A 25,427-nucleotide genomic window follows, 5' to 3' on the forward strand; every position below is an offset into this window, starting at 1 on the left:
TCCTCCTCATCCGCTCACGGCAGGTCAAGGGCGAGGCAAGAAGTGCTCGACCGCCTCGCTGTAGCGGCCCGGCAGGGCAAGCTCACCGTCGACGTCGTCGTGTTTCAGGTCCCGTGGCGGTTCGTTCAACCGTTGAACAATGTGAGAGTAGGGTTGGTCGGGATCAATTTGCAGTGCCTGCTCAAAGGTTGCGCTCGCAAGGCCGCAGGAAGTCTGCGGCGCCGAAGCGTACTGTGAGCCGTACGGTGAGGTGAACAAACGACGAGAACGCGGTGAGAGGAAGCGTTCAGCAGGTGCTACAGTTCGCGGATCGTGCCCTGGAGCACCGTAATCTGCGTGACCGGATCGCCCGCGGTCTTGAGTTCCGTGCGGATCTGGTCCTTGAGATAGGTGGAGTAACCGATCTTGTCCAGGAGCAGGTCAAGGAAGCGTTCGGCGGGCAACAGACTCTGGGCCTTCAAGTCGTCGATGGTTTCATCGCTGACCGGGACGTAGGTGCTGCCGATGTGGAAAATGACGTTGTAGTATCGGTCGCGTCCGAGCCGTTCGAATCTGAGTCCCTTCACCTCGTCCTCCCGGGGCGGAGGGTTTCAGATCCCTCCGTGGTTGTGCTCGCGGCGCTTGCGGGATGAATCGACTTCCCGCACAGGGCGCGAAGGGCCCATTCTAGACAAACGACGGCCGGAAGACAAGATCGGTCCGGGTCGGCTGGCTCCCAAGGAAGGCCACCGAGGTTCCCGGGACGTTACTTCGCGCCGCCCTTTTTTCCGAAGTATTCGCGCCGACTTACGGCAACATCGGACAAGAACATCACGCCTGAGTAGCGGTCGAACAGCGGCCGCAGTCCAGCCAGAATCGGTTCTACCTTCTCTTCCGGCACCACCGTCATGATCATCACGAGGCTTTCCTGCTCGCTGAACATGAAATGGGCTTCCCGCAAGCCGTGGTGGCCCTTGCCGGAAATGTTGCCGATGATGGTGTATCCCGTGGCCTCGACCTTGTCCAAGAGATCGGTCACAAACGGCCGGTGCTCGCCCGACACGATGACGCGAATTTCCTTCATGGGATGCAGCGTCAATCCGCCCATGGCATTACTCCTTTACTCCCGCAGGTCTTTCTTCTCAATCGGTTCACGCATTCTCTGTCTCTATGTCCACGGCGTGCCTGACGCGACGCCACACGCCGGAGGGCATGTAGCGATACCAGACTCCGTCCTCGGGGTCCAATGCCGCCAGGTGCACCCATTCATTATGATAAAAGTGCTGCAGGATCTCGTGCCGGGCGATGAGCTTCTCGATGCGGGGACGCGGCGCCTCGATCAGCGTCAGCAGCCGCATCGGCTCATGATAGGGCACGTCGCCGTTCTTCACGGTTTGCCAGGCCAGTCCCAGCCGCAGGTCGCTCCAGGGACCGGACATGATGCCGAACCGGCCGACCACGTTGTGGTAAATCTTGCTCCCGCTCCCATAGACCTCGTTGTCCACGGCAGAAAAGTAATGTTCCATGTTGATCCACTGAGCGACCACTTGAGGCGCGGTCATCAGCACTTCGAGCAGACGCTCACCGGGATCTTCGCGGTAATCGTATGAGTGCAAGAAGACTCGCCCGCCGAGGTTCAGTCCCTTCGTGAGCGCGCGGCGGCCGATGACAAACGAGGTGTTACCGGAGAGGCCCCACTCAGGCCGCACCTGGCTCCAATCGGCGCTGCGTTCCTGTACGAGAGCCTGGGCGTCTTCCATCGGGAGCGTGGCGCCGATGTCCGGGAACCTGGCACAACGCTCCTGACTCGTCAGTCGGGAGGCTTCCCGGAGATCGTCGTAGAGCCGGCCGACATCCTTGCGGTGCGTCGGCGGCACGTCTTCCAAGTCGAACAGCTGCACGTCGTCCGTCGTGGTGTCGACCTGACCGGCGAGAAAATGGGTGTCCGGGGGAATGTCGATGCCGCGCTTTGCCAACCGTTCGCGCACCTGCGGCCGGTTGGCCATCGCGGCGATCACACGAGCGTTCGGTTTGCCTTCGTTGCCGCCGCAAGCCCCGCAATCCAACGCGGATTCGAAGGGATTGTTTTCGCTCGTGGCTCCGTGGGCGCAGAACAGGACGAGGCGGGCGAAGTTCCTGACGAGACCCAGCATGCGCAAGACCGTCTCGATGGTCAGCACCTGTTCATCGAGGGTGAAGCCCGTCCGGGTGATGCGTTCTTTCTGCCGCGAGGCCGACCGCTGGTTGATCTGGTAGTGGCGGCGGAGGTCGTCGAGCAGGGCCGTCACCTGTTCGGACGACAGCTCGGCTTCTTTGCCCCCGTCGTGGAGTTCCTGATCCACTGCGGCCTCGGAATCCAGCGCCTTGCGGCGCAGCGCTTCGACGAAAGCGGGGTCGAGCTTGGAGGCATTCAGTCCGTACCGATCGCGCAGGGCCCGCCAGATCAAGGCCCGCTGTTCCGAAAGGATCATCTCTTCGGTCTCGGCCGGAGACAGTTTGTCGACCGTCAGGCTGGTGGCGATCGGTGGCACAAAGAGTCGGCGCAGCCAGCCCGTGAACCGTCGATAGAGGGCCGGGATCACCGTCTTGCCCACGATCGGCACCCCGTAAAACCAGCCGAGGGATTCGACCATCACATAGGGCGTGACGACGTTTTCCTTCAAATCGTGCAGCAACGTATGGCCGGCATGGACCAGCTTGGCTCGCGACTGGTGTTTGGAGATATATTGATCAAGGTAGCTGCGGGGGATCTCGCGGACTTCGTTCCGAGGTCGCATGATGACGGGGAACTGCTCCGTATCATGTTCCTTCCCCCAGGCGCGATAGCGAATGAAGACGGCAAAGAACCCGGCGAAACCGTAGGTCTCATGCGGTCCGGTGGACTCCAGATGGCGCCGGAAGGGCTCGGACCGCACGTCGATACAGAACACGGACTGGGACTGCGGGCGGACGGGGGGCGATGCCTCGCGGCGCCCGGCGGCGGCGGAAGTCCGCATGAGCATACCGAACAACTGTTCGTGATAGCCTGCCTCGAAAGCCTTGAGCCACACGGGTCCGTGTGCCGATTCGGGGAACGCGTCCATCCACTCGATCAGGCGTCGAAGGTCCGTCGGAAGGCCCTCCAACAACGCGGTCGGCACGATCTCCAGGGCCTGCGCCAGCCGCAGCAGCCTCCGGGCCATGGTCCGTTGTGCCGAACGGGCGAGCCGCGGGCCGTACTCCCGCTGGTAGCGCTCGGCTAACTGCTCCCAAGCCGGCGAGGGACCGTGATGATGTCGGAGCCGGTCTACAGCCTCGGCGCATGGGTCCGGGAGCCGCCCCGCGCTTCGTTCCCTGCGCAGAAAATAGGCATGCGTCTGCGATTGCATGAAAGCTGTGACCGCCTGGAACCGGCCGTCGATGCCGAGTTCCTCCCGGCAGGCTTTCTGCACCAGCTCGCGCACATACCAGAGCCGGATGGCCAAAAACTTCACCAGTCCCACCGGATAGTTTTGCTGCCAGGCGTAGTCACTTTCTTCGGCCCGCCATTTGATGTAGCCGGCCCAACCCGGCAGCGCCGCCAACTGCAGGCCCAGATAATCCTGACGCAGCTCCGCCGGAATGCCCAGCGCCTCAAGACTCTCGAGCACCGCATCCTCCGGATGCTCCGGCAGCGAGGCGATTTTGCGGCGGCTGTCCAGGATGCCGCAGCTCGACCATTCGGTGGCGGCCAACGCCTTCCAGGCTGCGTAGAGCCCCTGCTCGCGACCCGGCATCGCCCAGGCGGCATGGCCCTCGTCCAGAAAGGCTTCGCACCACTTGATCACCTCGGCGTTGATCTGCTGCACCGTCTGGGTTCCGAGGGCGTGATCGCACCAACCCGAGAGGGTTTGGTAATGGCCCAGCGAGGCCAGGTCTTCCCGAACTGCGGCAGCCATGCGATCTTTCACGGTCGGCACCGATAGCGTCGAGAGATGGTCGGCAAGGGTTTCGAGCTGCTCTTCGTCCGGGCCTTCGTCCATGAGCGAGCCGACGGCTTCCTCTCGAATGGAGGACAGGCCGTGGGTCAAACAGGCACGCAGGACCTCCCGGTGGGAGATACGGCAGGGACCGACCACGATCTCCTCATCCTTTCCCAGGGAGGCCAGAGCTTCGTCGAGGTGTCGGAGCTGGATACGACCGCACGAGACATAGCGGCGATACTCATCGCCTGAGAGGTAGCCGGTTCCTCCGAGGAATCGATGGCCCAGGCGGACCGTCTCCTCGAAGGGAAGGTATTCGAGGCTGTGTAACGGATTGTGGTGGACGAAGGTGCGCATCGGCCAGTATTGGGCGATGACTTCGCTCGCAAGGCGAATCGTCCCGCGTAACTCCATCCGGCGGGCTTCGATATCGGCGGTCTGGTTCAGCGGGTCCATGCCGCTCCCTTCATCGCAATGTTTGGCGATGCCGGCGCGACGCTCCATCCGAATACTCGGGCCGGGGCCGTTCCCAGAACCAGGAGGAGGAGCAACACGATCACCAGCGACGCCACCTCATGGTTGCGCAGGTCGGCATAGGGAATCCCGCTTCGTTGCGGACCGAACACGAGCTGTTGGAGCGGCGCGAGCAGATACCAGGAAGCGGAGAGCCAGGCCAAGATGATCAGGAAGAAGCTGGCCCCTACCGAGAATGTCGGATCGAACAGCAGTCCCATGAATCCGGTGAAGACGCCGAAGGGCGGCATGCCGAGCGCGGCCAGCGTCAGCAGTACGAACAGCGTGCTGAAGCGGGGCATCGGATAGGCCATCCCGCCGAGCGCCCGCGGGTCGATGTCGCCGTATCGCACGCGAACGGCATACCAGGCGAGCAGCAGCCCCGTCATCGCCAACCCGCAAGCAGACAGGTAGACGGCTGACTGTGGACCAACCGACCCGGTCGTTCCAATTACCCACCAGAGCAAAGACGTAAAGGCTAGGCTTCCGTAGGCCAGCAGCGGCAGCGTCCGCACCAGCGTCAAAGACCGAAGAGACCCGTACAAGGCACCCGCAAGGCCCAGAACCTGGACGGTTCCCAGCAGACTGGGATCGAGATCAGGCAGCAGCGGCAGGAGCTGATGGAATCCCACCACCGGGAGCGCCAGCGCTAGGAACGCGGGGAGATTGCCCGGCAGTGCGGTGAGCGTCGCGATCTGTCCTGCATGCAACGGGAGCAACGGCAGCAGCGTTCCGCTGGCAACCAGGCCTGCGACCATTCCGGCACCGCCCGGAATCAGGAGGGCGGCCGCGCCGGCCGCCATGCCGACTCCATAGCTGACCAGGCCGCGTAGCATCGTCGGCGCGGCACTGCCGAAACGTCGAATGCCCAAGGCCACGACGGCCAAGAGACCGATCCGCACAAGTTGCCGTGCCGACTCGGAGGCGACCAGGGAGCCAAGCGTCAATCCAAGGAGCAAGAGGGTCAGTACCCAAGCGGTGCGGTTGTCGCGGTGGATCGGTTGGCCGAGCAACGAGATGAACGCCGTCAGGGGCAGCAGGCACAGGAAGAGCGCGCTGCCGGGTAGATCACTCTGCCACCAGGCGGCTCCGGCATTGACCAGGAGGCTGGTTCCCGTCACGACTAATGCGGCTGCACGCAGGCGCTCGGCGTCGGACCAAAAGAGAAGGCTGACGGCCGCGCCCACGCAGGGCAGCGCCGCCACGATCCACGGCAGCAACGACAGGCCCGTCATGCGCCGCCTCCCATCCCCTGTTTCTCGAACAGATGCGCCAGGCGGGTCACGGCCCGACCGAACTTCAGATGCAGCACGTCGATGTACAGCCGGTTCATGAACAGGACATAGAGGCGGGCCAGGAGCCCGTCGATCCAGTGGGGCATCGGGATCGTGCGGCCATGCGCGGCAGTGTACAGGTAAAACCAGCTGGCGATCACCGAGAGCGTCGTTCCCACAACGAGGCCGTCGAACAGGCGGCCCGGCAGCGCCGCGGCTTTGAAGTAGGCGGCGACGGCGGTCGGGTCGGGATAGAGGAAATGGGTGAACGTCTCGGCTGCGAAGAGGTACGTGAAGACGACGAACACCAACGTGAACAGCATCGCACCGGACACCTTCCACGAGGCGACGGCCCTGATCCGCGTCAGCGAGAGAATCGCCTGCGATGAGGTGACCCAAATGAAGAAAAGGAAGATGACCGTGCCCTGCGACTCCAGCAAGGGGATACGCAGGATGCCGTGGGTGGCCAACAGGATGACCAGCGGCAACAGCAGCGTCGTAAAGAAGCCCGTCGACCAGGTGAGGTTGGAGAATTCATGCTCCTCCGTTTCCTTGTCGGTATGGGGGACGGAGGGTTCCTGTCGCGCCTTATGGATGACGTTGCCGCAGTTGAGGAACACCGTGGCCTTGAACAGCCCGTGTGCGATCAAGTGGAACACCGCCAGCGAAAAGGCCCCGAGGCCGCATTCCATGATCATGTAGCCCATCTGGCCGATGGTCGAGAATCCCAGGGTCTTCTTGATGTCGTTTTGGGTCAGCATCATCGTGGCGCCCAGGACCGCGGTGAGCATGCCCACGACGAAGACGACGTGCAGGGTCGTGGGGCTGAGCCCATAGAGCGGTGCCAACCGATTCAACAGGAACCCGCCTGCGTTGATGATGCCGGCGTGGAGCAGCGCGTGGATCGGCGTCGGCGCATAGAGGGAGCGGGGCAGCCAAATATGGATCGGGAATTGGGCCGACTTGCTCATCGCGCCGACGAAGATCAAGAGCGAGACGGCGGTCGGCCCGCTCATTTCCCAGCCGGCGGCAGGCCAGATCGACAACGTCACCGGAGTGTCCGCGGCGCGGGTGAAAAGGGTCTGAAATTCGACGGTGCCGTAGAGGGAATGGGCCAGCACGATGCCCGCGAGAAAGGCCGCGTCCCCGAGTCGCTGGAGCGTGAAGGTGCGGGAGGCGCCATCCAAGGTTGCGGCGTGTCCGTGGTTGTGGGCCAGCATGAACAGCAGCCACGAGATCAACTGCCAGAACACGAACAGCATCACGAGGTTGCCGCTGGACACCATGCACAGCAGCACGAACGTGGTGATGCCCAGCAGACCGAGGTACCGCCCATACCCGCGGTCCTGGTACATGTAGCCGAGCGAATAGCGATAGATCAGCGTCGCGACGAGGGAGATCAGGACCATCATCACCGCTCCCAAGCGGTCGATGTGGAAACCGATGGGAAAGGCAAGCGTCGGCGAGGCCGGATCATAGAGCTGCGCCGTGATCGGACCCTGCGTGGAGACGACGAGCAGGGTGACCAACGAGCCGAGGAACGTGGCCGCGATCGGCCACAGTCCGGTCTTGGCATTGTGCTCCTGTTCCTCGCGATCGCCCGTGAGCACGATGAAGGCGGTCAGCAGCGGCAGCAGCGAGACCAGGCAGAGAAACGCCATCCTTAGCGGGCCTCCCTCGGTCTGCCGACCCTTTGCGGCTGGTGCTGGTTCTTGCGAATACGCATACGCAACGGCCCCATACAAAACGAAAGGCCAGCCGGCGGTCCTTGGGCGAAGGAACCAACGACTGGCCTGCACTGTTCCCGGCCGCTCTTGAAGAGTTGCCGGAAAACCCTACCGCCTGTCTGATCCAAATGGGGGTGTGGCTCCGCGCCTACCGTCCGGCCTCCTCGCGGCTCCACCGAAAACTCCGCTAGATGTAGCCGTCCGGGCCGTTGAATTGCAAGGGAAAAGTCCCGGACCTCGGAGCTGCCGATGGTCTGAACGTCTCCACCCGAAGGCCCGTCGCTCACCGGCCTCAAGGACGATACAAGACACTGGAGGAATGCACGGCGTGTGACTATAATCGGCCCCGCCGCACCCATTTGATCGCTACCCGACAGGAGTATCCGCGCCTATGCGCAGCAAAGGCGAAACCGAAGCCGCAGTCCGCACCGCCATCATCAAATTCGAGCAGGAGTTTCTGGGGCGGGGGCCGGACGACGTCAGAGCCTTCATTGTCCGCGATCTGTTGGTCGTCCGCCTCAAGGGTGTCTTGACGCCGGCGGAGCGGCAGCTGGCCAAGACTCCCGAAGGCATCGATATGGTCAAACGCCTGCGCCAGAACCTGATTGCGCAGGGACGGGAACGCCTGTGCGAGCAGATCTCGGAGTTGGTCGGCGCCAAAGTCACGGCGCTCTTTACCGATATCGATACCCACGTCGGCGAGCGCATCTTCGTGTTCACGCTGGATTCGGACGCGGAGGGCAGCTTCCGCTGACCTGCCGAGGAGGACTGGTTCGATGGAAAAACTGATCGCAGGGGTCAAAAGGTTCCAGGACCAGATTTTTCATTCGAAAAAGAAACTGTTCGGGAAACTGGCGAGTTCGCAACAACCGCGCGCGCTGTTCATCACCTGTTCCGATTCCCGCGTCGATCCCTGCCTGCTGACCCAAACCGAGCCGGGGGAGCTGTTTATCCTCCGCAATGCCGGCAACATCATTCCGTCCTACGGCACCAGCGTCGGGAGCGCGACCGCGGCGATCGAATATGCCGTGGGGGTGCTCGGGGTGAAACACATCATCGTCTGCGGCCATACGGACTGCGGCGTGGTGAAAGCCCTCTTGGACCCGAAGCAAGTCGGTGACCTGCCGGCGGTCAAGAAATGGCTCTACCAGGCGGAGAGTACCCGCCGGGTCGTGGAGGAAGTGTACGGCCACCTCAAAGGGCAGGCCCTTCAGATCGCCACGACGAAGGAGAACGTGCGCATTCAGCTCGAGCATCTCCAAACTCACCCCACCGTGGCGGCGAAACTGCGCAAAGGCTCGCTCAAACTCCATGGATGGGTCTACTCGATCGCCACCGGCGACATTTGGATGTACGACGCCAAGCAGGAAACCTTCATTTCCCTGACGGATTCGGCCGCCTGACGCTCTCCTGCTTGCGCGCTGGCCGGATCGTCGGTGGTCGTGTTAGAAGGACGCATGGCTGACCGCCGCACCCTCGAAGGGCTGACCTTCGACAACAGCTATGCACGCCTGCCCGGGATTTTCTACGCGAAGGTTCACCCCACACCGTTCACCCTTCCGCCGCACCTGATTCATTTCAACCGCGCGGCTGCTGACTTGATCGATCTCGATCCACAGGAGGCCGGGCGGCCTGAATTCGCAGGCGTGTTCGGAGGAAGCCTGTTAGCGCCCGGCATGGATCCCCTGGCCATGCTCTATGCGGGTCATCAGTTCGGGATCTACGTGCCGCAGTTGGGCGACGGGCGCGCGATCCTTCTAGGCGAAGTCCTCGACAGTCGGGGCGAACGCTGGGATCTGCATTTGAAAGGCGCGGGAATGACACCGTTCTCGCGCGACGGCGACGGACGCTCGGTGTTGCGCTCGGCGGTCCGCGAATACCTCTGCTGCGAAGCCATGCATGGGTTGGGCATTCCGACGACCCGCGCGCTCAGTTTGGTCGGCAGCGACGACAAGGTCTACCGCGAGCAGGTCGAAACGGCCGCGGCGATCGTCCGCATGGCGCCGTCGCATGTTCGGTTCGGCACCTTCGAGATCTTCTACTATCGCAAACAACACGATTATCTCCGGCAGTTGGCCGACTACGTCGTCGATCTGCATTATCCCGACCTGGCCGGATTGCCGGACCGGTATGTCCGCTTCCTGGGCGCAGTGGTGGCGCGCACGGCCAAGCTGATTGCGGCCTGGCAGGCGGTCGGCTGGTCTCACGGCGTGTTAAACACCGACAACATGTCGATCCTCGGACTGACCCTCGACTATGGGCCCTATGGCTTCATGGACGACTATGATCCCGGCTTCATCTGCAACCACTCGGACCACAACGGTCGCTATGCCTTCAATCAGCAGCCCTACATCGGCTTGTGGAATTTGAGTTGCCTGGCCCAGACGCTGTTGCCGCTAGCCGAGAAAGACGACCTGAAGGCGGCGCTCGACACCTACCAAGGGACATTCGATCATGAATATCGGCGGCTGATGCGAGGCAAGATGGGGTTGCGGGAGGAACGGGACGACGACACGGATCTGCTCCAGGATCTGTTGGGGCTGTTGGCCGGCAGCCGCGTCGATTACACAATCTTCTTTCGTGAACTGGGCATGTTCTCGACGGCGGACGACGCTTCGAACGAGCGCCTGCGCGAACAGTTTCTCAATCGGGAACGGTTCGATGCCTGGGCTCGGCGCTATCGGGATCGCCTGCGCGCCGAAGGCAGCCGTGATGCGGAGCGGCGCGAACGTATGGATCGCGTGAATCCTCTGTATGTACTGCGCAACTACCTCGCCCAGGCGGCGATCGAGAAAGCGCAACAGAAGGACTATTCGGAGATCGATCGCCTGCTACAGTTGCTGCAGGACCCGTTCACCGAGCGGCCCGGCATGATGTCGTACGCCGCGGCGCCGCCCAACTGGGGCAAACACATCGCGGTGAGTTGTTCGTCGTGATGGAGGACTGCCGTCCGTCATCGTTGGGCATTCTCTTTCCCTGCTGCTGACGCGCGCATGGACGTTCGCACCTTCATCGATGATCCACGGGTTCGCGCGACGATCGACGCGCTGCGGCGCGATGCCGGTGATCGCGTGCTTTCCGACATCGTCGACGATTCAGGCCGGCAATACGTCGACCTGGTCATGGAAGGCGGCGGTGTGCTGGGCATCGCGCTGGTCGGCTACACCTACGCGTTGGAATGTCTCGGCATCCGGTTTCTCGGCATCGGCGGCACCTCGGCCGGTTCGATCAATGCGCTGCTGATGGCGGCGCTGGATCGTCTGGATCAACCGAAGAGTCACAGGATTCTCGATTGGCTGGCCGAGATCGATCTCTTCGCCTTCGTCGATGGGGACGGGGATGCGCGCCGCATGGTCGAGGCGATCGTGGAGAAAGCCGGCACCCCCACGCTGGTCTTCCGCGGCGCCCAGGTCCTCGATAACCTGTTCGGGCAGTTGGGGCTCAACCCGGGCGACGTGTTCAGTCAGTGGATCAAGGAACGATTGGCCGAGGTCGGCATCGCTACCTACCGTGATCTGCGCGAGCGTATGGGCCCGTCGGATGGTGTACGGCTTCGAAGCCGGGACGGGCGCATACTCTCCGAAGGAGAACTCGATGCGCGTCTCTCGATGGTGGCCGCGGAACTCACGACCGAGAGCAAGGTGGATTTCCCCCGCATGGCGCCGCTCTATTGGTCCGATCCCGATCGGGTGAATCCCGCGGAGTTCGTTCGGGCATCGATGTCGATCCCGGTGTTGTTCCATCCGTTCCGTGTCCGCTCGTTGCCGAAAGGGCCGAGCGCCGAACGACAGTGGTCGACGCTGGCGCACTACTCCGGACCCATTCCGGATGAAGTGATCTTCGTGGACGGAGGCACGATCTCAAATTTTCCCATCGATTTGTTTCACCAGCCAGGCGTGCCGCTGGCGCCGACCTTCGGCGTCAAGCTGGGTTTGGAACGAAACGCGCCGCGCAATATTCGCGGTCCGGTGGAATTTCTCCGAGCCTTGTTCGAAGCGGCGCGCAATGGAGCGGACACGGATTTTCTGGTCAAGCACCGGGACTATCGAAACCTGATTGCGTACATTCAAACCGGCGAACATTATTGGCTGGATTTCCGATTGACCCCCGAGGCTAAGGTGGATCTGTTTGCCCGCGGGGTCGAGACGGCGGCGGACTTCGTACGTCGGTTCGACTGGGAGCGGTACAAACGCATCAGGGCCAATCTGGAACAAGCTGAACGGGAGAGCTGACACGATGCGTATAGAGAAACTAGGCGGACTGACGGTGCGCATCACCGGCGGGACCGATGGGAAAGGCGGGGGGCATGGTCCGGTAGTGGTACTCTTGCATGGCTTCGGCGCGCCGGGAGACGACCTTGTCGCATTGGGCGAATATATGGACGTGCCGGCCGGTACACGGTTTCTCTTTCCGGAGGCGCCCATCTCCATCCCGATGGGGTTCGGGGATTCGCGCGCCTGGTGGATGATCGACATGGCGCGCATCCAGGCCGATCGGGCTGCAGGTAAGATCCGAGACATGTCCGGGGAAGTGCCGCGCGGTATGCCCGAGGCACGGGAACGGATGCGCCTCTTCCTCGAGGATCTGCACAAGAAATTCGGCGTTGAACCCTCGCGGACGATTCTAGGGGGATTCTCGCAGGGGGCTATGCTGTCTTGCGACGCGTTACTCCACAGTCAGCAGTCCTATGCCGGGTTGGTTCAGTTGTCAGGGACGCTGGTCGCACAGGGGGAGTGGAGCCCGCTCCTCGCCAAGCGCAAGGGGCTGCCGGTGTTTCAGAGCCATGGCACCCAGGACCCGATTCTCGCCTATGCCATGGCGGAGCGGCTGCGCGACGAATTTCAGCAGGCGAGTCTCAAGGTCGAATGGATGCCCTTCCGCGGCGGCCACGAAATTCCCGAACCGGTGCTGAGACAGCTCGGCCGATTCGTGACCGCTGCATTCACGCGGTGACGACCCATGCACGCGTTCACACTGACCGGATCGGACGGCAAGATGATTCGCGGCGATCGGACCTTAGGGAAGGACCGCCAGCTTCTGTTCATAACCGGCTTCTTGTCCAAACGGTGGGGCAACAAAAGCCAAGCACTGGCTCAATGGTGTAAGGAGCGAGGGTGGGGTGTTGCCTGTTTTGATTTTCGCGGCTGGGGCGACTCCGGTGGAACGTGGGGCGACTATCGACTGACGGATTGGTTGGCGGATGCGCAGGCCGTCGCGAAAATGCTGCAGGAAGGACCGCCGATCACCATCGTGGGCAATTCGCTCGGCGGCTGGTTGGCCTGGTTGGTGGCACAGGCGCAGCCGTCGGTCGAGGAGTTGATCCTGATCGCGCCGGCATTCAACATGATGGGCCTGCGCGCGACGGAGATTCCCGCTGAGCGGCGGGAACGGTGGCAGGACACGGGAGCGATGCCGTGGGACGACGATCCACTGCATGCTCAGGCACCGATTCCCTGGCATTGGGTGGAGGACAGCCGCGGGCTGTGGGAGCAACGGCTATCGACGCCGCGGCGGGTCAAGACGACGATTCTCCATGGGCTTCAGGATACGGTGATTCGGCCTGAAGGCAGCTGGAACTTCGTGCAGCATCTCCTGGCCCAGGATCCGGAATTTCCGATCGAACTGTTGCTCAAGACCGGCGACCATCGGCTGAGTAGTCCGGAGCATTTGAGCGTGTTTCGCAAACTGGTTTCTCGTGAGGCGTAACCAATGTTGATTCTCGTGCACAAAGAATGTGGTGGGCCCGCGCTGGAAGAATCACCGGTGGGGGAAGTCTGTGCGATTCCAGTGGACCGCTTCCCGTTTCCCTGTTTCACCTGTCTGGAAGAAATCGTGGAGGAGTCGGAATTGCGGCTCACCCAAGATTTGGGCATGTGACCGTACCAAGAAGAAGGAGGCGATGTGTCATCATCGCGTCAGCACAGCAGCGGGCCTGATTCGGATGAACCGGAAGTTCCCGAGCCCTCCCACGCCGAGAAGGCGCGGACGTTGGTGCATTTGCAGCAGACGGGCGGTCTCTCGACGCTCTCTCGCAAGCATTCGGGATGGCCGTTCGGGTCGGTCATGCCCTACGGCTTGGATGATCACGGGCAGCCGAGCTTTCTGATCAGCAACATGGCGATGCATACGCACAACCTGCTCGGTGATCCCCGCGCGAGCCTGCTGATCACGCCGCCGGAGAGTCAGCGGGATCCGTTGGGTGCGGCCAGGGTGACGCTCATGGGTTCGGTGACGAGGGTGCCGAAGGAGCACGCCGCTCCGGTGCGCGAGCGCTACTTGGCGCGGCATGCGAGCGCCTCCTACTGGGTGGACTTCGACGACTTCGGCTTTTTCCAGATGGCGCTGACCGACATTTACTTCGTGGGCGGCTTCGGGTCGATGGGTTGGGTCGCACCGGCTGACTATATAGCGGCCACGGTGGACCCGCTGGCGGGTACGGCAACGGATCTCATTCGGGAGATCAATACGCAGCAACAGGACACGCTCTTGCTGCTTGCCCGCGTCCTGGGCGGGCTCGACGCGCAACAGGCGAGCATCACAACCATGGATCGGTTGGGATTTCACCTCCGGGTGAAAACGCCGGACCGGATGCAGGGAGGACGATTGGCCTTCGCCAGTCCCGTGCGCGATGCGCAGGAGGCCCGGGCGGGACTCGCCGAATTGGCGGAGAAGGCGAGGGCGGGAGCGCCGGTGCTCCATTCGCTGTGACGAGCGACTCGAGTCGCCGGAGCCGGGGTTATTTCCCTTCGAGGGCCTTGAGAATTTCCGTTCGCAGCACGTCCGAGTGCGGGTTTTTCACTTCACGGCGGATGACGATATCCGTCGGCGTGACCGGCTTTCCGTAGTAGGCCTTGCTCCACTCGTCTCGACTGATGAGGGCCGCGCCTTCCAATGAGATTCCCGCAAACAGGCCTTTAGCTCGTACGAACGACAGGAGATCGGCGCTGAGATTGGGGGTGGTGGCGCCGGAGACTCCCGCTCCTACCGGTCCGACGGCGACCGATCCGTCGGCGCCTAATTTGAAGTTGCCGAGCAGGAGCGAGTCCACTCCGCGCTCGGTCAGCACGAGCAGGATGACTTCCGAAGCCTGCGCGCCGAATTGAAAGCCGAAACTTGCCGCCCCCATGGTAAAGAACGCCGGCTCGCTCCATTCGCCGGTTTTCTCGTCCTTCGCGACGAACACGCCGCTCCCCCCGGCCCCGCCATAGAACAAGGCGGCCTTCACGAACTGCGGCACGATGAAGAGTCCCTTCGCCTCCTTGAGGTGGTCACGAAACCAGCCCATGTTCGAATCGCCGACGAAATTCCTCAGCGTCACTTGCGCCTCGTCGACCAGAATCTGCTGTTCGCGGTCGTCGGCCGCATGGCTCACCGGGGCGGATGTGAGGCCCAACAGCAGTATCATGGTTGCAAGGCACCGGCTGAATCGAGGAATCCGCGTCATGAACATGACCTCCAATAGTCCGAGCGTGTCACGCTTATCCAATCACGCCGGCGGTTCATCCGCAACCGTTCTCCGTTCCCGCCGGTTGTGCGGACCTGCAGGTCTTTGTTATGGTGGTCGGCTGGTTCCTTTTACAACGAGGATGGCTATGGCGACGAATGATAAACAAGTGATTTTCTCGCTGGTCGGGGTCGGCAAGGTCTATCCCCCGAAGAAGCAAGTGCTGCGCGACATTTACCTGGGCTTCTACTACGGGGCCAAGATTGGCGTGCTGGGCCTCAATGGATCGGGAAAAAGCTCGCTGCTGAAGATCATCGCGGGCGTCGATCCGAATTATGTCGGCGAGATCACGCGTTCAAAGGGCTACAGCGTCGGTCTGTTGGAACAGGAACCGCAGCTCGATTCGAACAAGACCGTCAAGGAAGTCGTCGAGGAAGGCAAGAAGGAACTGGTCGCGTTGCTCAAGGAGTATGAAGACGTGAGCAACCAGATCGGGTCCGCCGATCCCGATACGATGGAGAAGCTGCTCGACAAGCAGGCGCAGCTGCAGGAGAAGATCGAAGCGGCCAACGGCTGGGAGCTGGAAAATGAACTCGACATCGCGATGGACGCCCTGCGATGCCCTCCGTCCGACCAAAAGGTCGGGACGCTTTCCGGCGGTGAAAAGCGCCGGGTCGCCCTCTGCCGCCTTATGATCCAGGAGCCCGACATTCTTCTGCTCGACGAGCCGACGAATCACCTCGACGCAGAATCGGTGCAGTGGCTGGAGCAGCATCTCCAGCAGTACAAGGGCACGGTCATCGCCGTGACGCACGATCGGTACTTCCTGGACAACGTGGCCGGCTGGATTCTCGAACTCGATCGCGGACACGGCATCCCGTTCCAAGGCAACTACACATCCTGGTTGGAACAGAAGAAGGATCGCCTGGAGAAGGAAGAAAAGGCGGAGACCAAGCGGCAGAAGACCCTCGAGCATGAGTTGGAATGGATCCGGATGTCGCCCAAGGCCCGCCAGTCGAAGGGTAAGGCACGCTTGAACCGCTACGAAGAATTAGTCAATCAAAAGCAGGAGCAGCTGGCGGAGGATTTGGAGATCTATATTCCGCCAGGACCCCGCTTGGGCGATGTGGTCGTGGAAGCGACCGGCGTGACCAAGGCCTTCAGCGACAAGGTCCTCTACGAGAATGTGAATTTCAGTTTGCCGAAGGGCGGGATCGTCGGCGTGATCGGTCCCAACGGCGCCGGTAAGACCACGATGTTCAAGATGATCATCGGGAAGGAAAAGCCCGATGCCGGCACCATCAAGATCGGCGAGACGGTCAAGCTCGGCTATGTGGATCAGGACCGCAGCCTCGACGGCAACAAGACCGTCTACGAAGTCATCTCCGACGGGCAGGACATGATCAAGCTCGGCAAGGCCGAGGTCAACGCCCGCGGCTACTGCGCCCGGTTCAACTTCGCCGGCACCGATCAGCAAAAGAAGGTGAAGGATCTCTCGGGTGGAGAACGGAATCGCGTGCACCTGGCCCGCATGCTGAAGGAAGGGGCCAATCTCATCATCCTCGACGAGCCGACGAACGACTTGGACGTGAATACGCTCCGCGCGTTGGAAGAGGGCTTGGAGGGCTTTGCCGGCTGCGCCGTGATCAGCAGCCACGACCGGTGGTTTCTCGACCGCATTGCCACGCACATCCTCGCCTTCGAGGGGGACAGCAAGGTCGTGTGGTACGAGGGGAACTACAGCGAGTATGAAGCGGACCGCAAGCGGCGGCTCGGCAAGGAAGCCGATCAGCCCCATCGCATCCGCTACCGGAAACTGACGAGAAACTAAATCCAGACATCCAACCTCCTGTCCGTTCCGTAGAGACAGGCATGAGGACCATGCGGGGGTTCGGAATGGGCCGGTGGGTCCTGGTACTGTTGTTGGCCTTGGGGGCCTGTGTCCCGGCGGGACGGTTGCCCGCCGAGTTGCTTGCCGTTCCATCCCCGTCCATCCCCGCCACCTTCCAGCTCCGTGACCGTGAACTTCAGGACGGTCGCTTCGTCGGGCTCGCCTTTTCCGGCGGGGGCAGCCGTTCCGCGGTCTTCGCCGCAGCCGTGATGAAGGAACTGGATCGGCTGACGCTGTTGCCCCAAGTCGATGTGCTGTCGGCGGTCTCCGGCGGGGCGATCCCGGCAGCCGCCTATGCGCTCGATGGCTATCGGGGCCTCAACTTCCAGAACGGCTTTCTGGAACAGATCGGCCAAGACTTCCAGCAAGACCTCGCGGGTCCCTGGTATAGCGCACCGGCGAACCTACTCCGCTTCAAGGTCACGAGGATGATTCCCGCCGACCTTGTGATCCGTGTCTTGGACGACAAAATCTTCCACGGCGCGACCTTCGCCGACCTTAACCCCTCGAGACCGCTGCTGTTGCTCAACTCGACGGATGCCCTCACCGGCGAACCGTTCGTCATTTCCAACGAAGCCTTTGCGTCGCTGCATCAACCCTTGGCATCGCTCAGTGTGGCGCGTGCCGTGTATATGTCTGCGGCATATCCCGGGTTGATGGAGCCGATTCCGCTCTATGACGGGAATGCAAATAGTGGAGGGGCCGACCGGCCGACCCTGCTCATTTATGATGGGGGCCCGGCGGACAACCTCGGGATTCGCACCGTGATGCGGGTACTGGATCGGGCTGCGGCCCAACGTCCGATGCCGGAGCTGTTTCCGCGTGGTTGCCTGGTCATCGCCGTCGATGCCACCGGCCGCGCGACCGACAACCGGGAGCCCATGTCTGCCGCTTCGGTGCTGCTGAAGAGTCACCGTCGCGAAGTGCTTGAGCTGGCCGGCATCCCGGAGACGGAACAGGATCGAGCGAAATTTGGAACATTTTCCGTGGGACGCAACGGCAGCAGCGGCCAGTGTCGCTTCTGGCATGTGGCGTTGCGGCATCTGCCGGACAGTGATCCGCTTGGTTCGCGTGCAACCCGTGTGAAGACCAGTCTCGCACTGTCTCCGGAAGACCAATCGGCGTTGACCGATGCCGCTGTGAGGTTGGTGCGGGAAGGCAAAGAAGAGGCCGAGCGGACCGGTGACCTGGCGGAATTTCTCAGACTGGGACCCTCAGCACGAACCGCTCCCTGACTCCCATGGAGACGCGACGTATCTTCCTGACCGGCGCCACTGGGTATCTAGGCTCGCGTGTGGTCCCCCTGTTGCGTGCCCGCGGTCATATGGTCCGCGCGCTCATCCGTCCCGGGTCGGCCTCGAAGCTTCCGTCCGGGATCGAAACCGTCGTCGGCAATCCGCTCGATGCCGGAACATTCGCCGATCAGGTGGTCGGAACGGATACGTTGGTGCATCTCGTCGGTGTGCCGAAACCTGCGCCCTGGAAAGGCGAGCAATTCAGGCGCGTCGATGGGCCCTCCGCACTCGCGGCGATTGCCGCAGCGAAGGATGCCAAGATTTCGCACATTGTGTATGTGAGCGTGGCGCATCCCGCGCCGATCATGAAAGACTACATCGAAGTCCGCGAGGCCTGTGAGGCGGCGCTGCAAAAGGCGGGCGTCATTTCCACGATCCTCCGCCCTTGGTACGTCTTGGGGCCGGGCCACTGGTGGCCGGTAGCCCTGCGTCCCGCCTATTGGTTCATGGAACGATGGTCGAGCACGCGCGAATCCGCGCTGCGGCTCGGGCTCGTGACGATCGACGACATGCTGCGCGCCATGGTGTGGGCCGTCGAGCAGCCGCCGGCTGCCACGCGTATCCTCGAGGTCTCGGACATTCGACGATTGGGGCGGGACGCGCGATGAAACCCGTCGTTCTCGTGACCGGGGCAGCGGGTCTGATCGGCGGTTACTTGATGAACACGGCAGGCCGGTGGGCTTCACGGTGGGACGTGCGCGGGCTCACGAGGGCGGACGGCGACCTGACTCGCCCGGATCACGTGCAGCGGCTGTGGGAATGCCACAAGCCGGAAGTGATCATCCATTGCGCGGCGCTCAGCCGAACCGGTGCCTGCGAGTCGAACCCAACGCTCGCGCGCGCTATCAATGTGGAGGCGGCACGGCACCTTGCCGCCGTGGCGCGGGACATCCCATTCATCTTTCTCTCGAGTGATCAAGTGTTCGACGGAGCGAAGGGGAGTTACGTGGAAACCGATGCGGTGCATCCCCTCAATGTGTATGGCCAGACCAAAGCCGAAGCCGAACAAGTCGTGTTGGCCAATCGCGGCCATTCCGTCATCCGAGTCGCCTTGACGGCCGGTGCCTCTTCCACCGCCGATCGGAGTTTCGTGGAAGATATGCTCCGGTCGGCGGCCAAGGGTGCTACGCTCACACTGTTCACCGACGAATTCCGATGCCCGATTCCCGCCGGTCCCCTTGTGCGGGCGATATGGGAGTTTATTGAGCAGCAGCGCCCCGGCCTCTATCATCTGGGCGGGCGGGAACGTCTCTCGCGATGGGAGATCGGGGAATTGCTCGCTGGATGGTATCCTGACCTGAAGGCCGCGATCCGACCAGGCTCGGTCGCCGATTACGTCGGCCCCCCTCGTCCACCGGATCTTTCGATGAACAGCAACAAGCTCCAGCGGTTGCTGTCCTTCCCGCTACCAGGGTTTCGTCAATGGCTTTCGAGGCCGCGATCGGTCGGGCGTGACGCCTGGGATGAGAGGGCTTCGCCGTGACCTACTTCGGCAACGATCGAATAGAGGCGAGGACCTGCCGGCTTTCTTCCACAGCCAAACGGCCGTTCCACGAGGGCATGGTTCCGTTACCCTGGTGGATCGTTGCAAGCAGCCCGCTGTCCGGCTTCTCCTGCGTGCCGGGAGCGGGGAGGTTCGCAGGGTCGACTCCCAATTTTCTCTAGCCGTCTCCCTTCCCCCTTTGCCCATGGCATCCCGCGCAGAGTTTCAGAAAGATCACTTTTCCCCTTACCACATCCGTCGCCCCATTCGAGCTTTCAGCGATACCAGGCAGTGGTAGACCGGTGCAGGATCCGAAAACCAGCAGGCCCGTCGCGAACAGCAATCGCGGGGTCAAGCCGTTCCTCATAGTGACTTGAGGCTCAGAACATACCCTTGCCGTAGCTACGATGCTATTGGGGCCGCTCGGTATGCTCGGCCTTCTGGACGGCGTACAATCACCGACAAGGAGTATCAGGCGCGCTATGGACCCGGTTTCACTCTTGATTCACACCTGGCTTGGCGGGGCTGTCCTCATGGTCCTGCTCTGGTTGCTTCAGGAGCGTTGTCGCAACGCCTCGGTGGGTGACGTGGGCTGGTGTTATGGTCTTGCAGGTAGCGCCATCTGGTGTGCCTGGCACGTGTCGGGGGAACCGGCCCGTCGAGTACTGGTTGCGATGATGGTCTGTATCTATGCCGTCAGGCTCGGTACCCATGTGCTCGTCGACCGGGTGTGGAACAAACAGGAAGACCCTCGGTATCGATCGTTGCGTGAGCAGTGGGGAACGGAGTCTCGATGGCGGATGGCGCTCTATTTCCAGCTGCAGGCTCTGGCGCTTCCGCTGTTCGTCCTACCGGCCTGGCTCGTGATGCAAAACCCGCATCCGCCCTTTCACTTGTGGGAACTCGCAGGGCTATTGCTTTGGGGAGTTGCGGTCTCGGGGGAAGCCATTGCCGATTGGCAGCTCGCGTCGTTCCGCAGCAAGTCCTGGAACGTGCGCCGGGTGTGCCGGGTCGGGCTCTGGTACTATTCACGCCACCCGAATTATTTCTTCGAATGGCTCCATTGGTGGAGCTATGCGCTGATGGGTGTTGCGCTGCCGATGGGCAACTGGGGGTTGACGCTGATTGGGCCTGTGGCGATGGGAGTCGCCCTGCTCAAGGTGACCGGAATCCCATGGGCAGAGGCTCAGGCTTCGGCGAGCCGGGGAGAGGAATATGCGGCCTACCAGCGAACGACGAACGCGTTCTTCCCTTGGTTTCCCAAAAAGTCGGGCTAGTTTTCCGGTCCTGCTAGGTCGTCTTGCGTGCCGTGCCTGGCTTCAAGATCTCCATCATGGCTCGGGTGGCGCGGTGGATGCCCAGGTCCATGGCTCCCTTGAGGGCGGCACCTGATTGCACGTAGAACTCCAGTCCGTTTTCTGTTTCCAGAAATGCTACGTACTGGTCGAGTTCCGATTGAGATAGGCTACGGTAGGTGTACAGCATGGAGACGAGGACGTGGGCCTGGGCTTGCGGACGCCAAGCGCCGCGTTCCCGCGACACCTGGACCCGGATTCGATCGGCTCCGGTTCGCTTTTGCGCGGGCAGGGTGGCGTCGTAGGCGGAGGCGATGCTCACCATCATCGACTCGGTGACGTCCAGGAGCAGCTCCGACGCGCTTGTCGCCGTGTCGATGCGACGAATCAGTTGCAGGCGGTCTTGCGGCGGCGGAGTCTTCTCGAGCTGCTTGGCGAAAGTCTGCAGCTCTTCCACACGCTTAGGGTCGGCGGCTGCCTCTTCGAGTTTGGTAATTCGTCTTCCCAAATCGGTCCGCAGCCATTCCAGCGTTCGAGCCGTCACCTCCGGACGAAGCGTCTCCTGCAGCTCCTTCGCGACGTGCCGTTCCATCAGAGGGGCGTCGAACGATTCGATGAGTGCCCGTCGTAACGCTGCCTGTTGGGGCGCTGGAATCTTCTGGCTCTGTTGATCGAACCCCGCCACGACCTGTTGCGGGATCTGCCGAAGCGTCTGCTCCATCCCGGACAGCTTCATCACGTCTTTGATGGCGGACTCCGGCAAAGCAGGGCCCGCCCAAACGGGAACAAGGTTCAGACTGCAGAACGCGACGACGCAGAGTCCGACGGTGCGCGACAACATGAAGGCCTCCATCCAGAGAGAAAAAGCGCTGCATGCGATGGATACCGACTAAGTATAGCCGGTCATCGTAAGGCCTTGATCTGTCGTGGAAGAGCGGTGGGGCAGGCGACGGATTCCGTAGGCACGACGAGGCATATGGCCCAGCCGAGAACATCGCTGGACGGCTCTTTTGGATGGCTCGCTAGGGCTTGGGTGACAACGCAGCCAACCGCTCGCGCGCCGGGACGGCGGCAGGCGAACCGGGGTAGTCCCGGAGGATCTGTTCGTACAGTTCCTTGGCGTGGGCGGGATTGTTCTGACGCTCTTCGAATCGAGCGGTCTCCAGCAGTTGGTCCGATTGGTCTGACCCGCAACCTCCCAGCTGAATCAAGAGCAGTACCGCGAAACCGGCCGACAACGTGGTGCCGAGTCGGACCAGGTTCGTTGGCTGCGCTGTCCCGATGCGAAGGATCGTCATCATATTGCGGGCTCCCCGTTCCCGTCCTCATGTTCGCGGATTCCATACCGGGGCGACGTGACGGATTCGCTGCGACAGCGGGGACAGCGGCTGGGTCTCTTCAGGCGAGTGCGATCGCGAAAGGCGAACCCACAGGTCTGGCATTCCGATGGCTCCAACATGAAGGTGCGCGTCGGATCGCGCGCGACCGTTTTCACCACGTGGAGGAGATGTTCCTCCACCTGGCGTTCGGGCATGCCGAGCAATTGCGCCAGCTGATGTGACGTCATCAGCGTTCCCGTCAAGAGGCCGATGATACGTTGGCGCGGGGTTTGTTCCGGTGCGAGCATGCTCCGTCATCATAGGAGAATCCGGGCGTGATGAAAAGGCGAGAATCATGTCATGAGATCTTGGTATACTGCAGCGTATCTCCTTCACCGCCGAGACCCGTGATGACCGGACCCTCGTGGGACGAGCTGGCCGAACTGGGACTCAGTCGCGTACGGGCGGCCGGCGTGGACTACGCCGACATCCGCATCCTGCACAGCACGACACAATCTTTGCGCGGGGAAGACCGGCGCATCGCCCACATTCGCGACGCGGACGACCACGGGTTCGGCATCCGGGTGCTGCACCGTGGGGCCTGGGGTTTTGCCGCAAGTTCGATTCTTTCGCTCGAAGAAGTGCCACGAGTGGCAGAGTTGGCGGTGGAAATCGCCAAGGGGTCCGCATCCCTCGCTATCGAGAAAGTCCATTTGGCGCGCGAGCCCGTCCATCTCGACCGCGTCGTCACACCCTATCGTATCGATCCCTTTTCGGTACCGCTCGAAAACAAGACGCGCCTCCTGCTGGAGATCATGGAACGGATTCAGCAGCAGCGCGGTATCGCGCGGAGCGAAGCAAGCCTTTGGATGCAGCGTGACCGCAAGCTGTTCGTCTCGACCGAAGGGAGCCGGTTGGAGTTCGATGTATTGGCGCTGCAGGGAGATTGTGCCGCCACGGCGGTGCATGATAGGCGATTCGCCACCAGATCCTTCAATACACCGCATCTTCGTACGGGGTACGAGCTGGTTCTCGATGCGGGGTTCGATCGTGAAGCGGCTCGTATTGCGGAGCAGGCAGTCGAGAAGGTGAAGGCCCCGGCCGTCGAGGCCGGCGCGTACGATTTGGTGCTCGATCCGGAACATCTCTCGCTCACGATCCACGAATCCTGCGGGCACCCCAGCGAGCTGGATCGAGCGCTCGGCTACGAAGCCAACTATGCCGGCACCAGCTTTCTCACCCCAGATACGCTCGGCCGATTCCGCTACGGCTCCGACCATGTGACCTTGATCGCCGACAACACGGAACCGGAAACGCTCGCCGCCACCGGCTACGATGACGACGGAGTCGAGTGCCAGCGATGGGACATCGTGCGCAACGGCCTGTTCGTGGGCTATTGCACGAATCGGGAAGTGGCTCCGAAAATCGGCGACGAGCGTTCGCGAGGCTCGAATCGGGCCGACAGCTGGGGCTCGGTCCCGATCGTGCGGATCGCCAACATCGGGCTGGCCCCGGGAACCGCGCAACTCGACGAGCTGTTGGCGGGGGTCAAACGCGGCATCTATATCGAAGGGCACGGGTCCTACAGCATCGATCAGCGACGGTACAACTTCCAGTTCGGGGGCGACGCTTTCTGGCTCATCGAAAACGGCAAGCGCACCCACATGCTGAGAGATGTGATCTACCACGGCATCACGCCGGAGTTCTGGGGGAGCTGCGACGCTGTGGCGGACAGTTCGCACCGTCGGCGCTACGGGTTCATCACCTGCGGGAAGGGCCAGCCGGGTCAGTCCGGTTGGATGACCCATGCTGCGTCCCATGCGAGATTCCGGCGCATCCAGGTGATGCGCGGCGAGGCGAAGGGATGAGCTCCGTCATCAGCAAGACTTGGCCCAAGATGACGGGCCGGCAGGAGTTCGAATTCCTGGCCGACTTGGTCATGAAACACTCGACCGGTGACCATACCGTCATGCAGCTGCATGATTCGCACGGCGGGACGACGCGTTTCGCCAACAATCAGATCGTGCAGAATGTGAATAGTCGCCGCGGCACGCTGTCCGTGACCGTGGCATTCGGTCGCCGTCGCGGCACCGCGACCACGACGGATTTCACGGCGGGAGCGGTGCGTGAGGCGCTCAAGAGGGCCGAACGCGTGGCCCGTGCCGCGCCGGAAGATCCCGAATATCTGCCTCCCGTCGGCCCGCAACAATACCTCTCCTTGCCGACATCGCGACCCGAGACCGTGCTCGCCGGTCCGACCCGGCGGCTTGACTATGCCCGCGAAGCGATCGGGCAGTGCAAGATGGAGAACCTGAGCGCGGCGGGAACGGTGGCCTCGTCGACCTCGATCGTCGGTCTGGCGGCGGACACCGGCCTCAATGCGTACGAGGAACGGACGGAAGCGCGCTTCAGCATCACGGTGCAGGCGGGCGATGCCACCGGTTGGGCCGCCGCCTCCCACCGATCGATCGACCATCTGCGCGTACAGGAACGGACCCTGGCCGCGATCACCAAAGCCAAGCGGGGCGCCGATGAGCCTCGGGAATTGCCGGCCGGTCGGTACACGGTCGTGCTGGAACCGGCGGCCGTGGCCGGCCTCGTCAGTTGGATGACCTGGATGCTTGACGCGAAGTCGTTCGATAAAGGGACGAGTCCTTATTGCGAAAAACTCGGAACGCGCATCATCGACCGGCACCTCACACTGTCGAATCAACCCGACCATCCCGATCTGCTGGGTTATGGATTCACCGCGGAAGGGTTGCCGGTGACGGAGTCTGTCTGGATTGAGGCCGGTGTCCTTACCCAGTTGCAATACGACCGCTATACGGCCAAGGCGCATGGGATCGATCAGTTGCCGACATTGGAGTCCCCGTTCTTATCAGGGGAACGGCCGATCGGCTCCAGGGTCGATGACTTGATTCGCACCACGACCAGGGGGATCCTCGTCACCAATTTCTGGTACATCCGTCCGGTGAACCAGTCCGATTTGACCCTGACAGGCATGACGCGGGATGGGACATTCCTTATTGAAAACGGCGAGATCGTATCGGCGCTTCGGAACTTCCGTTTCCACGAGAGTCCCCTTCGCGCGTTCAATCACCTCGAGGCCTGGACCACCCCGGCGGAAGCCGTGACGTCGGAGACCGGCAAGAGCCTGGTGCCGGCGATGCGCCTGCATGACTTTAACTTTTCCAGCGTCACGCGGTTTTAGACCGGGGGCCGGTTCGGAGCGGGGTTCCAGGTGTCTCCTGACAGCCGACGGTGTG

Annotated in this window: 24 protein-coding genes; 15 read left to right on the forward strand and 9 right to left on the reverse strand. The window is 62.2% G+C overall.

Annotation, left to right across the window (positions count from 1 at the left end):
- Positions 1-296 precede the first annotated feature (296 nt).
- From KF814_11330 to KF814_11350, 5 genes are all read right to left on the reverse strand, one after another.
- A complete protein-coding gene (locus KF814_11330) occupies positions 297-566 on the reverse strand; it encodes a hypothetical protein (protein ID MBX3236734.1) in 270 nt (89 codons plus the stop codon).
- A 179-nt stretch (positions 567-745) separates the two neighbouring features.
- On the reverse strand, positions 746-1,087 hold the full coding sequence (locus KF814_11335; GenBank protein MBX3236735.1) for a P-II family nitrogen regulator: 342 nt from the start codon (positions 1,085-1,087) through the stop codon (positions 746-748).
- A gap of 43 nt (positions 1,088-1,130) precedes the next feature.
- Entirely contained in the window at positions 1,131-4,424 is a 3,294-nt protein-coding gene (locus KF814_11340) for a DUF2309 domain-containing protein (protein MBX3236736.1), read from the reverse strand.
- Positions 4,364-5,668, reverse strand: a complete 1,305-nt coding sequence (locus KF814_11345) for a hypothetical protein (protein ID MBX3236737.1) — start codon at positions 5,666-5,668, stop codon at positions 4,364-4,366. The genes KF814_11340 and KF814_11345 overlap by 61 nt, the downstream gene beginning before the upstream one ends.
- Complete coding sequence (locus KF814_11350; GenBank protein ID MBX3236738.1) at positions 5,665-7,368, reverse strand: NADH-quinone oxidoreductase subunit L; 1,704 nt, start codon at positions 7,366-7,368, stop codon at positions 5,665-5,667. Before KF814_11350 ends, KF814_11345 begins: the two co-directional genes overlap by 4 nt.
- A 457-nt stretch (positions 7,369-7,825) precedes the next feature.
- Here KF814_11350 and KF814_11355 point away from each other — a divergent pair, with 457 nt between their 5' ends.
- Genes KF814_11355 through KF814_11390 form a run of 8 tightly spaced genes read left to right on the forward strand, consistent with a single transcriptional unit; the run spans position 7,826 to position 14,142 of the window.
- Positions 7,826-8,188 carry a DUF2294 domain-containing protein gene (locus KF814_11355; GenBank protein MBX3236739.1) on the forward strand — a complete coding sequence of 121 codons (363 nt, stop codon included), beginning with the start codon at positions 7,826-7,828 and terminating at the stop codon, positions 8,186-8,188.
- A 22-nt stretch (positions 8,189-8,210) separates the two neighbouring features.
- Positions 8,211-8,837, forward strand: coding sequence for a carbonic anhydrase (locus KF814_11360; GenBank protein ID MBX3236740.1), 627 nt, complete (start codon positions 8,211-8,213; stop codon positions 8,835-8,837).
- 54 nt (positions 8,838-8,891) lie between these two features.
- Positions 8,892-10,370: a YdiU family protein gene (locus tag KF814_11365; protein MBX3236741.1), complete on the forward strand. Its 1,479-nt coding sequence runs from the start codon at positions 8,892-8,894 to the stop codon at positions 10,368-10,370.
- A gap of 57 nt (positions 10,371-10,427) precedes the next feature.
- Positions 10,428-11,666: a patatin-like phospholipase family protein gene (locus KF814_11370; GenBank protein MBX3236742.1), complete on the forward strand. Its 1,239-nt coding sequence runs from the start codon at positions 10,428-10,430 to the stop codon at positions 11,664-11,666.
- 4 nt (positions 11,667-11,670) lie between these two features.
- Positions 11,671-12,387 (forward strand): hypothetical protein, encoded by a 717-nt coding sequence (locus KF814_11375; GenBank protein ID MBX3236743.1) that lies wholly within the window; start codon positions 11,671-11,673, stop codon positions 12,385-12,387.
- Between the two features lie 6 nt (positions 12,388-12,393).
- The gene (locus tag KF814_11380; GenBank protein ID MBX3236744.1) at positions 12,394-13,140 is read left to right on the forward strand and encodes an alpha/beta fold hydrolase; all 747 of its coding nucleotides are present in this window, start codon (positions 12,394-12,396) and stop codon (positions 13,138-13,140) included.
- A 3-nt stretch (positions 13,141-13,143) separates the two neighbouring features.
- Positions 13,144-13,311 (forward strand): hypothetical protein, encoded by a 168-nt coding sequence (locus tag KF814_11385; protein MBX3236745.1) that lies wholly within the window; start codon positions 13,144-13,146, stop codon positions 13,309-13,311.
- A 24-nt stretch (positions 13,312-13,335) separates the two neighbouring features.
- Positions 13,336-14,142 (forward strand): DUF2470 domain-containing protein, encoded by an 807-nt coding sequence (locus KF814_11390; GenBank protein ID MBX3236746.1) that lies wholly within the window; start codon positions 13,336-13,338, stop codon positions 14,140-14,142.
- Positions 14,143-14,170: 28 nt separating this feature from the next.
- Here KF814_11390 and KF814_11395 read toward each other — a convergent pair whose 3' ends face one another.
- Entirely contained in the window at positions 14,171-14,884 is a 714-nt protein-coding gene (locus tag KF814_11395; GenBank protein MBX3236747.1) for a lipid-binding SYLF domain-containing protein, read from the reverse strand.
- 142 nt (positions 14,885-15,026) lie between these two features.
- Here KF814_11395 and ettA point away from each other — a divergent pair, with 142 nt between their 5' ends.
- The 5 genes from ettA to KF814_11420 all read left to right on the forward strand — a co-directional run bounded on the left by ettA (position 15,027) and on the right by KF814_11420 (position 20,824).
- Positions 15,027-16,709: an energy-dependent translational throttle protein EttA gene (gene ettA, locus KF814_11400; GenBank protein MBX3236748.1), complete on the forward strand. Its 1,683-nt coding sequence runs from the start codon at positions 15,027-15,029 to the stop codon at positions 16,707-16,709.
- A gap of 50 nt (positions 16,710-16,759) precedes the next feature.
- Positions 16,760-18,004: a patatin-like phospholipase family protein gene (locus tag KF814_11405; GenBank protein ID MBX3236749.1), complete on the forward strand. Its 1,245-nt coding sequence runs from the start codon at positions 16,760-16,762 to the stop codon at positions 18,002-18,004.
- A 5-nt stretch (positions 18,005-18,009) separates the two neighbouring features.
- On the forward strand, positions 18,010-18,672 hold the full coding sequence (locus tag KF814_11410; protein ID MBX3236750.1) for an NAD(P)H-binding protein: 663 nt from the start codon (positions 18,010-18,012) through the stop codon (positions 18,670-18,672).
- Positions 18,669-19,547 carry an SDR family oxidoreductase gene (locus tag KF814_11415; GenBank protein MBX3236751.1) on the forward strand — a complete coding sequence of 293 codons (879 nt, stop codon included), beginning with the start codon at positions 18,669-18,671 and terminating at the stop codon, positions 19,545-19,547. The genes KF814_11410 and KF814_11415 overlap by 4 nt, the downstream gene beginning before the upstream one ends.
- A gap of 482 nt (positions 19,548-20,029) precedes the next feature.
- The gene (locus KF814_11420; protein ID MBX3236752.1) at positions 20,030-20,824 is read left to right on the forward strand and encodes a DUF1295 domain-containing protein; all 795 of its coding nucleotides are present in this window, start codon (positions 20,030-20,032) and stop codon (positions 20,822-20,824) included.
- A 13-nt stretch (positions 20,825-20,837) separates the two neighbouring features.
- Here the strand turns inward: KF814_11420 and KF814_11425 are convergent, their stop codons facing one another.
- The 3 genes from KF814_11425 to KF814_11435 form a co-directional block, all read right to left on the reverse strand.
- Entirely contained in the window at positions 20,838-21,683 is an 846-nt protein-coding gene (locus KF814_11425; GenBank protein MBX3236753.1) for a hypothetical protein, read from the reverse strand.
- A gap of 181 nt (positions 21,684-21,864) precedes the next feature.
- On the reverse strand, positions 21,865-22,080 hold the full coding sequence (locus KF814_11430; protein MBX3236754.1) for a hypothetical protein: 216 nt from the start codon (positions 22,078-22,080) through the stop codon (positions 21,865-21,867).
- A 59-nt stretch (positions 22,081-22,139) separates the two neighbouring features.
- The gene (locus tag KF814_11435) at positions 22,140-22,469 is read right to left on the reverse strand and encodes a hypothetical protein (protein MBX3236755.1); all 330 of its coding nucleotides are present in this window, start codon (positions 22,467-22,469) and stop codon (positions 22,140-22,142) included.
- A gap of 102 nt (positions 22,470-22,571) precedes the next feature.
- On the opposite strand from KF814_11435, the gene KF814_11440 reads away from it, so the two are divergent.
- Both KF814_11440 and KF814_11445 read left to right on the forward strand, forming a co-directional pair.
- The gene (locus tag KF814_11440; GenBank protein ID MBX3236756.1) at positions 22,572-24,029 is read left to right on the forward strand and encodes a TldD/PmbA family protein; all 1,458 of its coding nucleotides are present in this window, start codon (positions 22,572-22,574) and stop codon (positions 24,027-24,029) included.
- The gene (locus KF814_11445) at positions 24,026-25,372 is read left to right on the forward strand and encodes a TldD/PmbA family protein (GenBank protein ID MBX3236757.1); all 1,347 of its coding nucleotides are present in this window, start codon (positions 24,026-24,028) and stop codon (positions 25,370-25,372) included. The genes KF814_11440 and KF814_11445 overlap by 4 nt, the downstream gene beginning before the upstream one ends.
- Positions 25,373-25,427 lie beyond the last annotated feature (55 nt).

The sequence above is a fragment of the Nitrospiraceae bacterium genome (assembly GCA_019637075.1).
GTDB lineage: Bacteria > Nitrospirota > Nitrospiria > Nitrospirales > Nitrospiraceae > JAHBWI01.

Coding starts and splice junctions, on each gene's coding strand:
- KF814_11435 (MBX3236755.1), bottom strand. CDS start 22,469: ATGCTCGCACCGGAACAAACCCCGCGCCAACGTATCATCGGCCTCTTG.
- KF814_11355 (MBX3236739.1), top strand. CDS start 7,826: ATGCGCAGCAAAGGCGAAACCGAAGCCGCAGTCCGCACCGCCATCATC.
- KF814_11440 (MBX3236756.1), top strand. CDS start 22,572: ATGACCGGACCCTCGTGGGACGAGCTGGCCGAACTGGGACTCAGTCGC.
- KF814_11335 (MBX3236735.1), bottom strand. CDS start 1,087: ATGGGCGGATTGACGCTGCATCCCATGAAGGAAATTCGCGTCATCGTG.
- ettA (MBX3236748.1), top strand. CDS start 15,027: ATGGCGACGAATGATAAACAAGTGATTTTCTCGCTGGTCGGGGTCGGC.
- KF814_11350 (MBX3236738.1), bottom strand. CDS start 7,368: ATGGCGTTTCTCTGCCTGGTCTCGCTGCTGCCGCTGCTGACCGCCTTC.
- KF814_11380 (MBX3236744.1), top strand. CDS start 12,394: ATGCACGCGTTCACACTGACCGGATCGGACGGCAAGATGATTCGCGGC.
- KF814_11375 (MBX3236743.1), top strand. CDS start 11,671: ATGCGTATAGAGAAACTAGGCGGACTGACGGTGCGCATCACCGGCGGG.
- KF814_11410 (MBX3236750.1), top strand. CDS start 18,010: ATGGAGACGCGACGTATCTTCCTGACCGGCGCCACTGGGTATCTAGGC.
- KF814_11445 (MBX3236757.1), top strand. CDS start 24,026: ATGAGCTCCGTCATCAGCAAGACTTGGCCCAAGATGACGGGCCGGCAG.
- KF814_11385 (MBX3236745.1), top strand. CDS start 13,144: ATGTTGATTCTCGTGCACAAAGAATGTGGTGGGCCCGCGCTGGAAGAA.
- KF814_11405 (MBX3236749.1), top strand. CDS start 16,760: ATGCGGGGGTTCGGAATGGGCCGGTGGGTCCTGGTACTGTTGTTGGCC.
- KF814_11365 (MBX3236741.1), top strand. CDS start 8,892: ATGGCTGACCGCCGCACCCTCGAAGGGCTGACCTTCGACAACAGCTAT.
- KF814_11360 (MBX3236740.1), top strand. CDS start 8,211: ATGGAAAAACTGATCGCAGGGGTCAAAAGGTTCCAGGACCAGATTTTT.
- KF814_11345 (MBX3236737.1), bottom strand. CDS start 5,668: ATGACGGGCCTGTCGTTGCTGCCGTGGATCGTGGCGGCGCTGCCCTGC.
- KF814_11395 (MBX3236747.1), bottom strand. CDS start 14,884: ATGTTCATGACGCGGATTCCTCGATTCAGCCGGTGCCTTGCAACCATG.
- KF814_11425 (MBX3236753.1), bottom strand. CDS start 21,683: ATGTTGTCGCGCACCGTCGGACTCTGCGTCGTCGCGTTCTGCAGTCTG.
- KF814_11370 (MBX3236742.1), top strand. CDS start 10,428: ATGGACGTTCGCACCTTCATCGATGATCCACGGGTTCGCGCGACGATC.
- KF814_11415 (MBX3236751.1), top strand. CDS start 18,669: ATGAAACCCGTCGTTCTCGTGACCGGGGCAGCGGGTCTGATCGGCGGT.
- KF814_11340 (MBX3236736.1), bottom strand. CDS start 4,424: ATGGAGCGTCGCGCCGGCATCGCCAAACATTGCGATGAAGGGAGCGGC.
- KF814_11420 (MBX3236752.1), top strand. CDS start 20,030: ATGGACCCGGTTTCACTCTTGATTCACACCTGGCTTGGCGGGGCTGTC.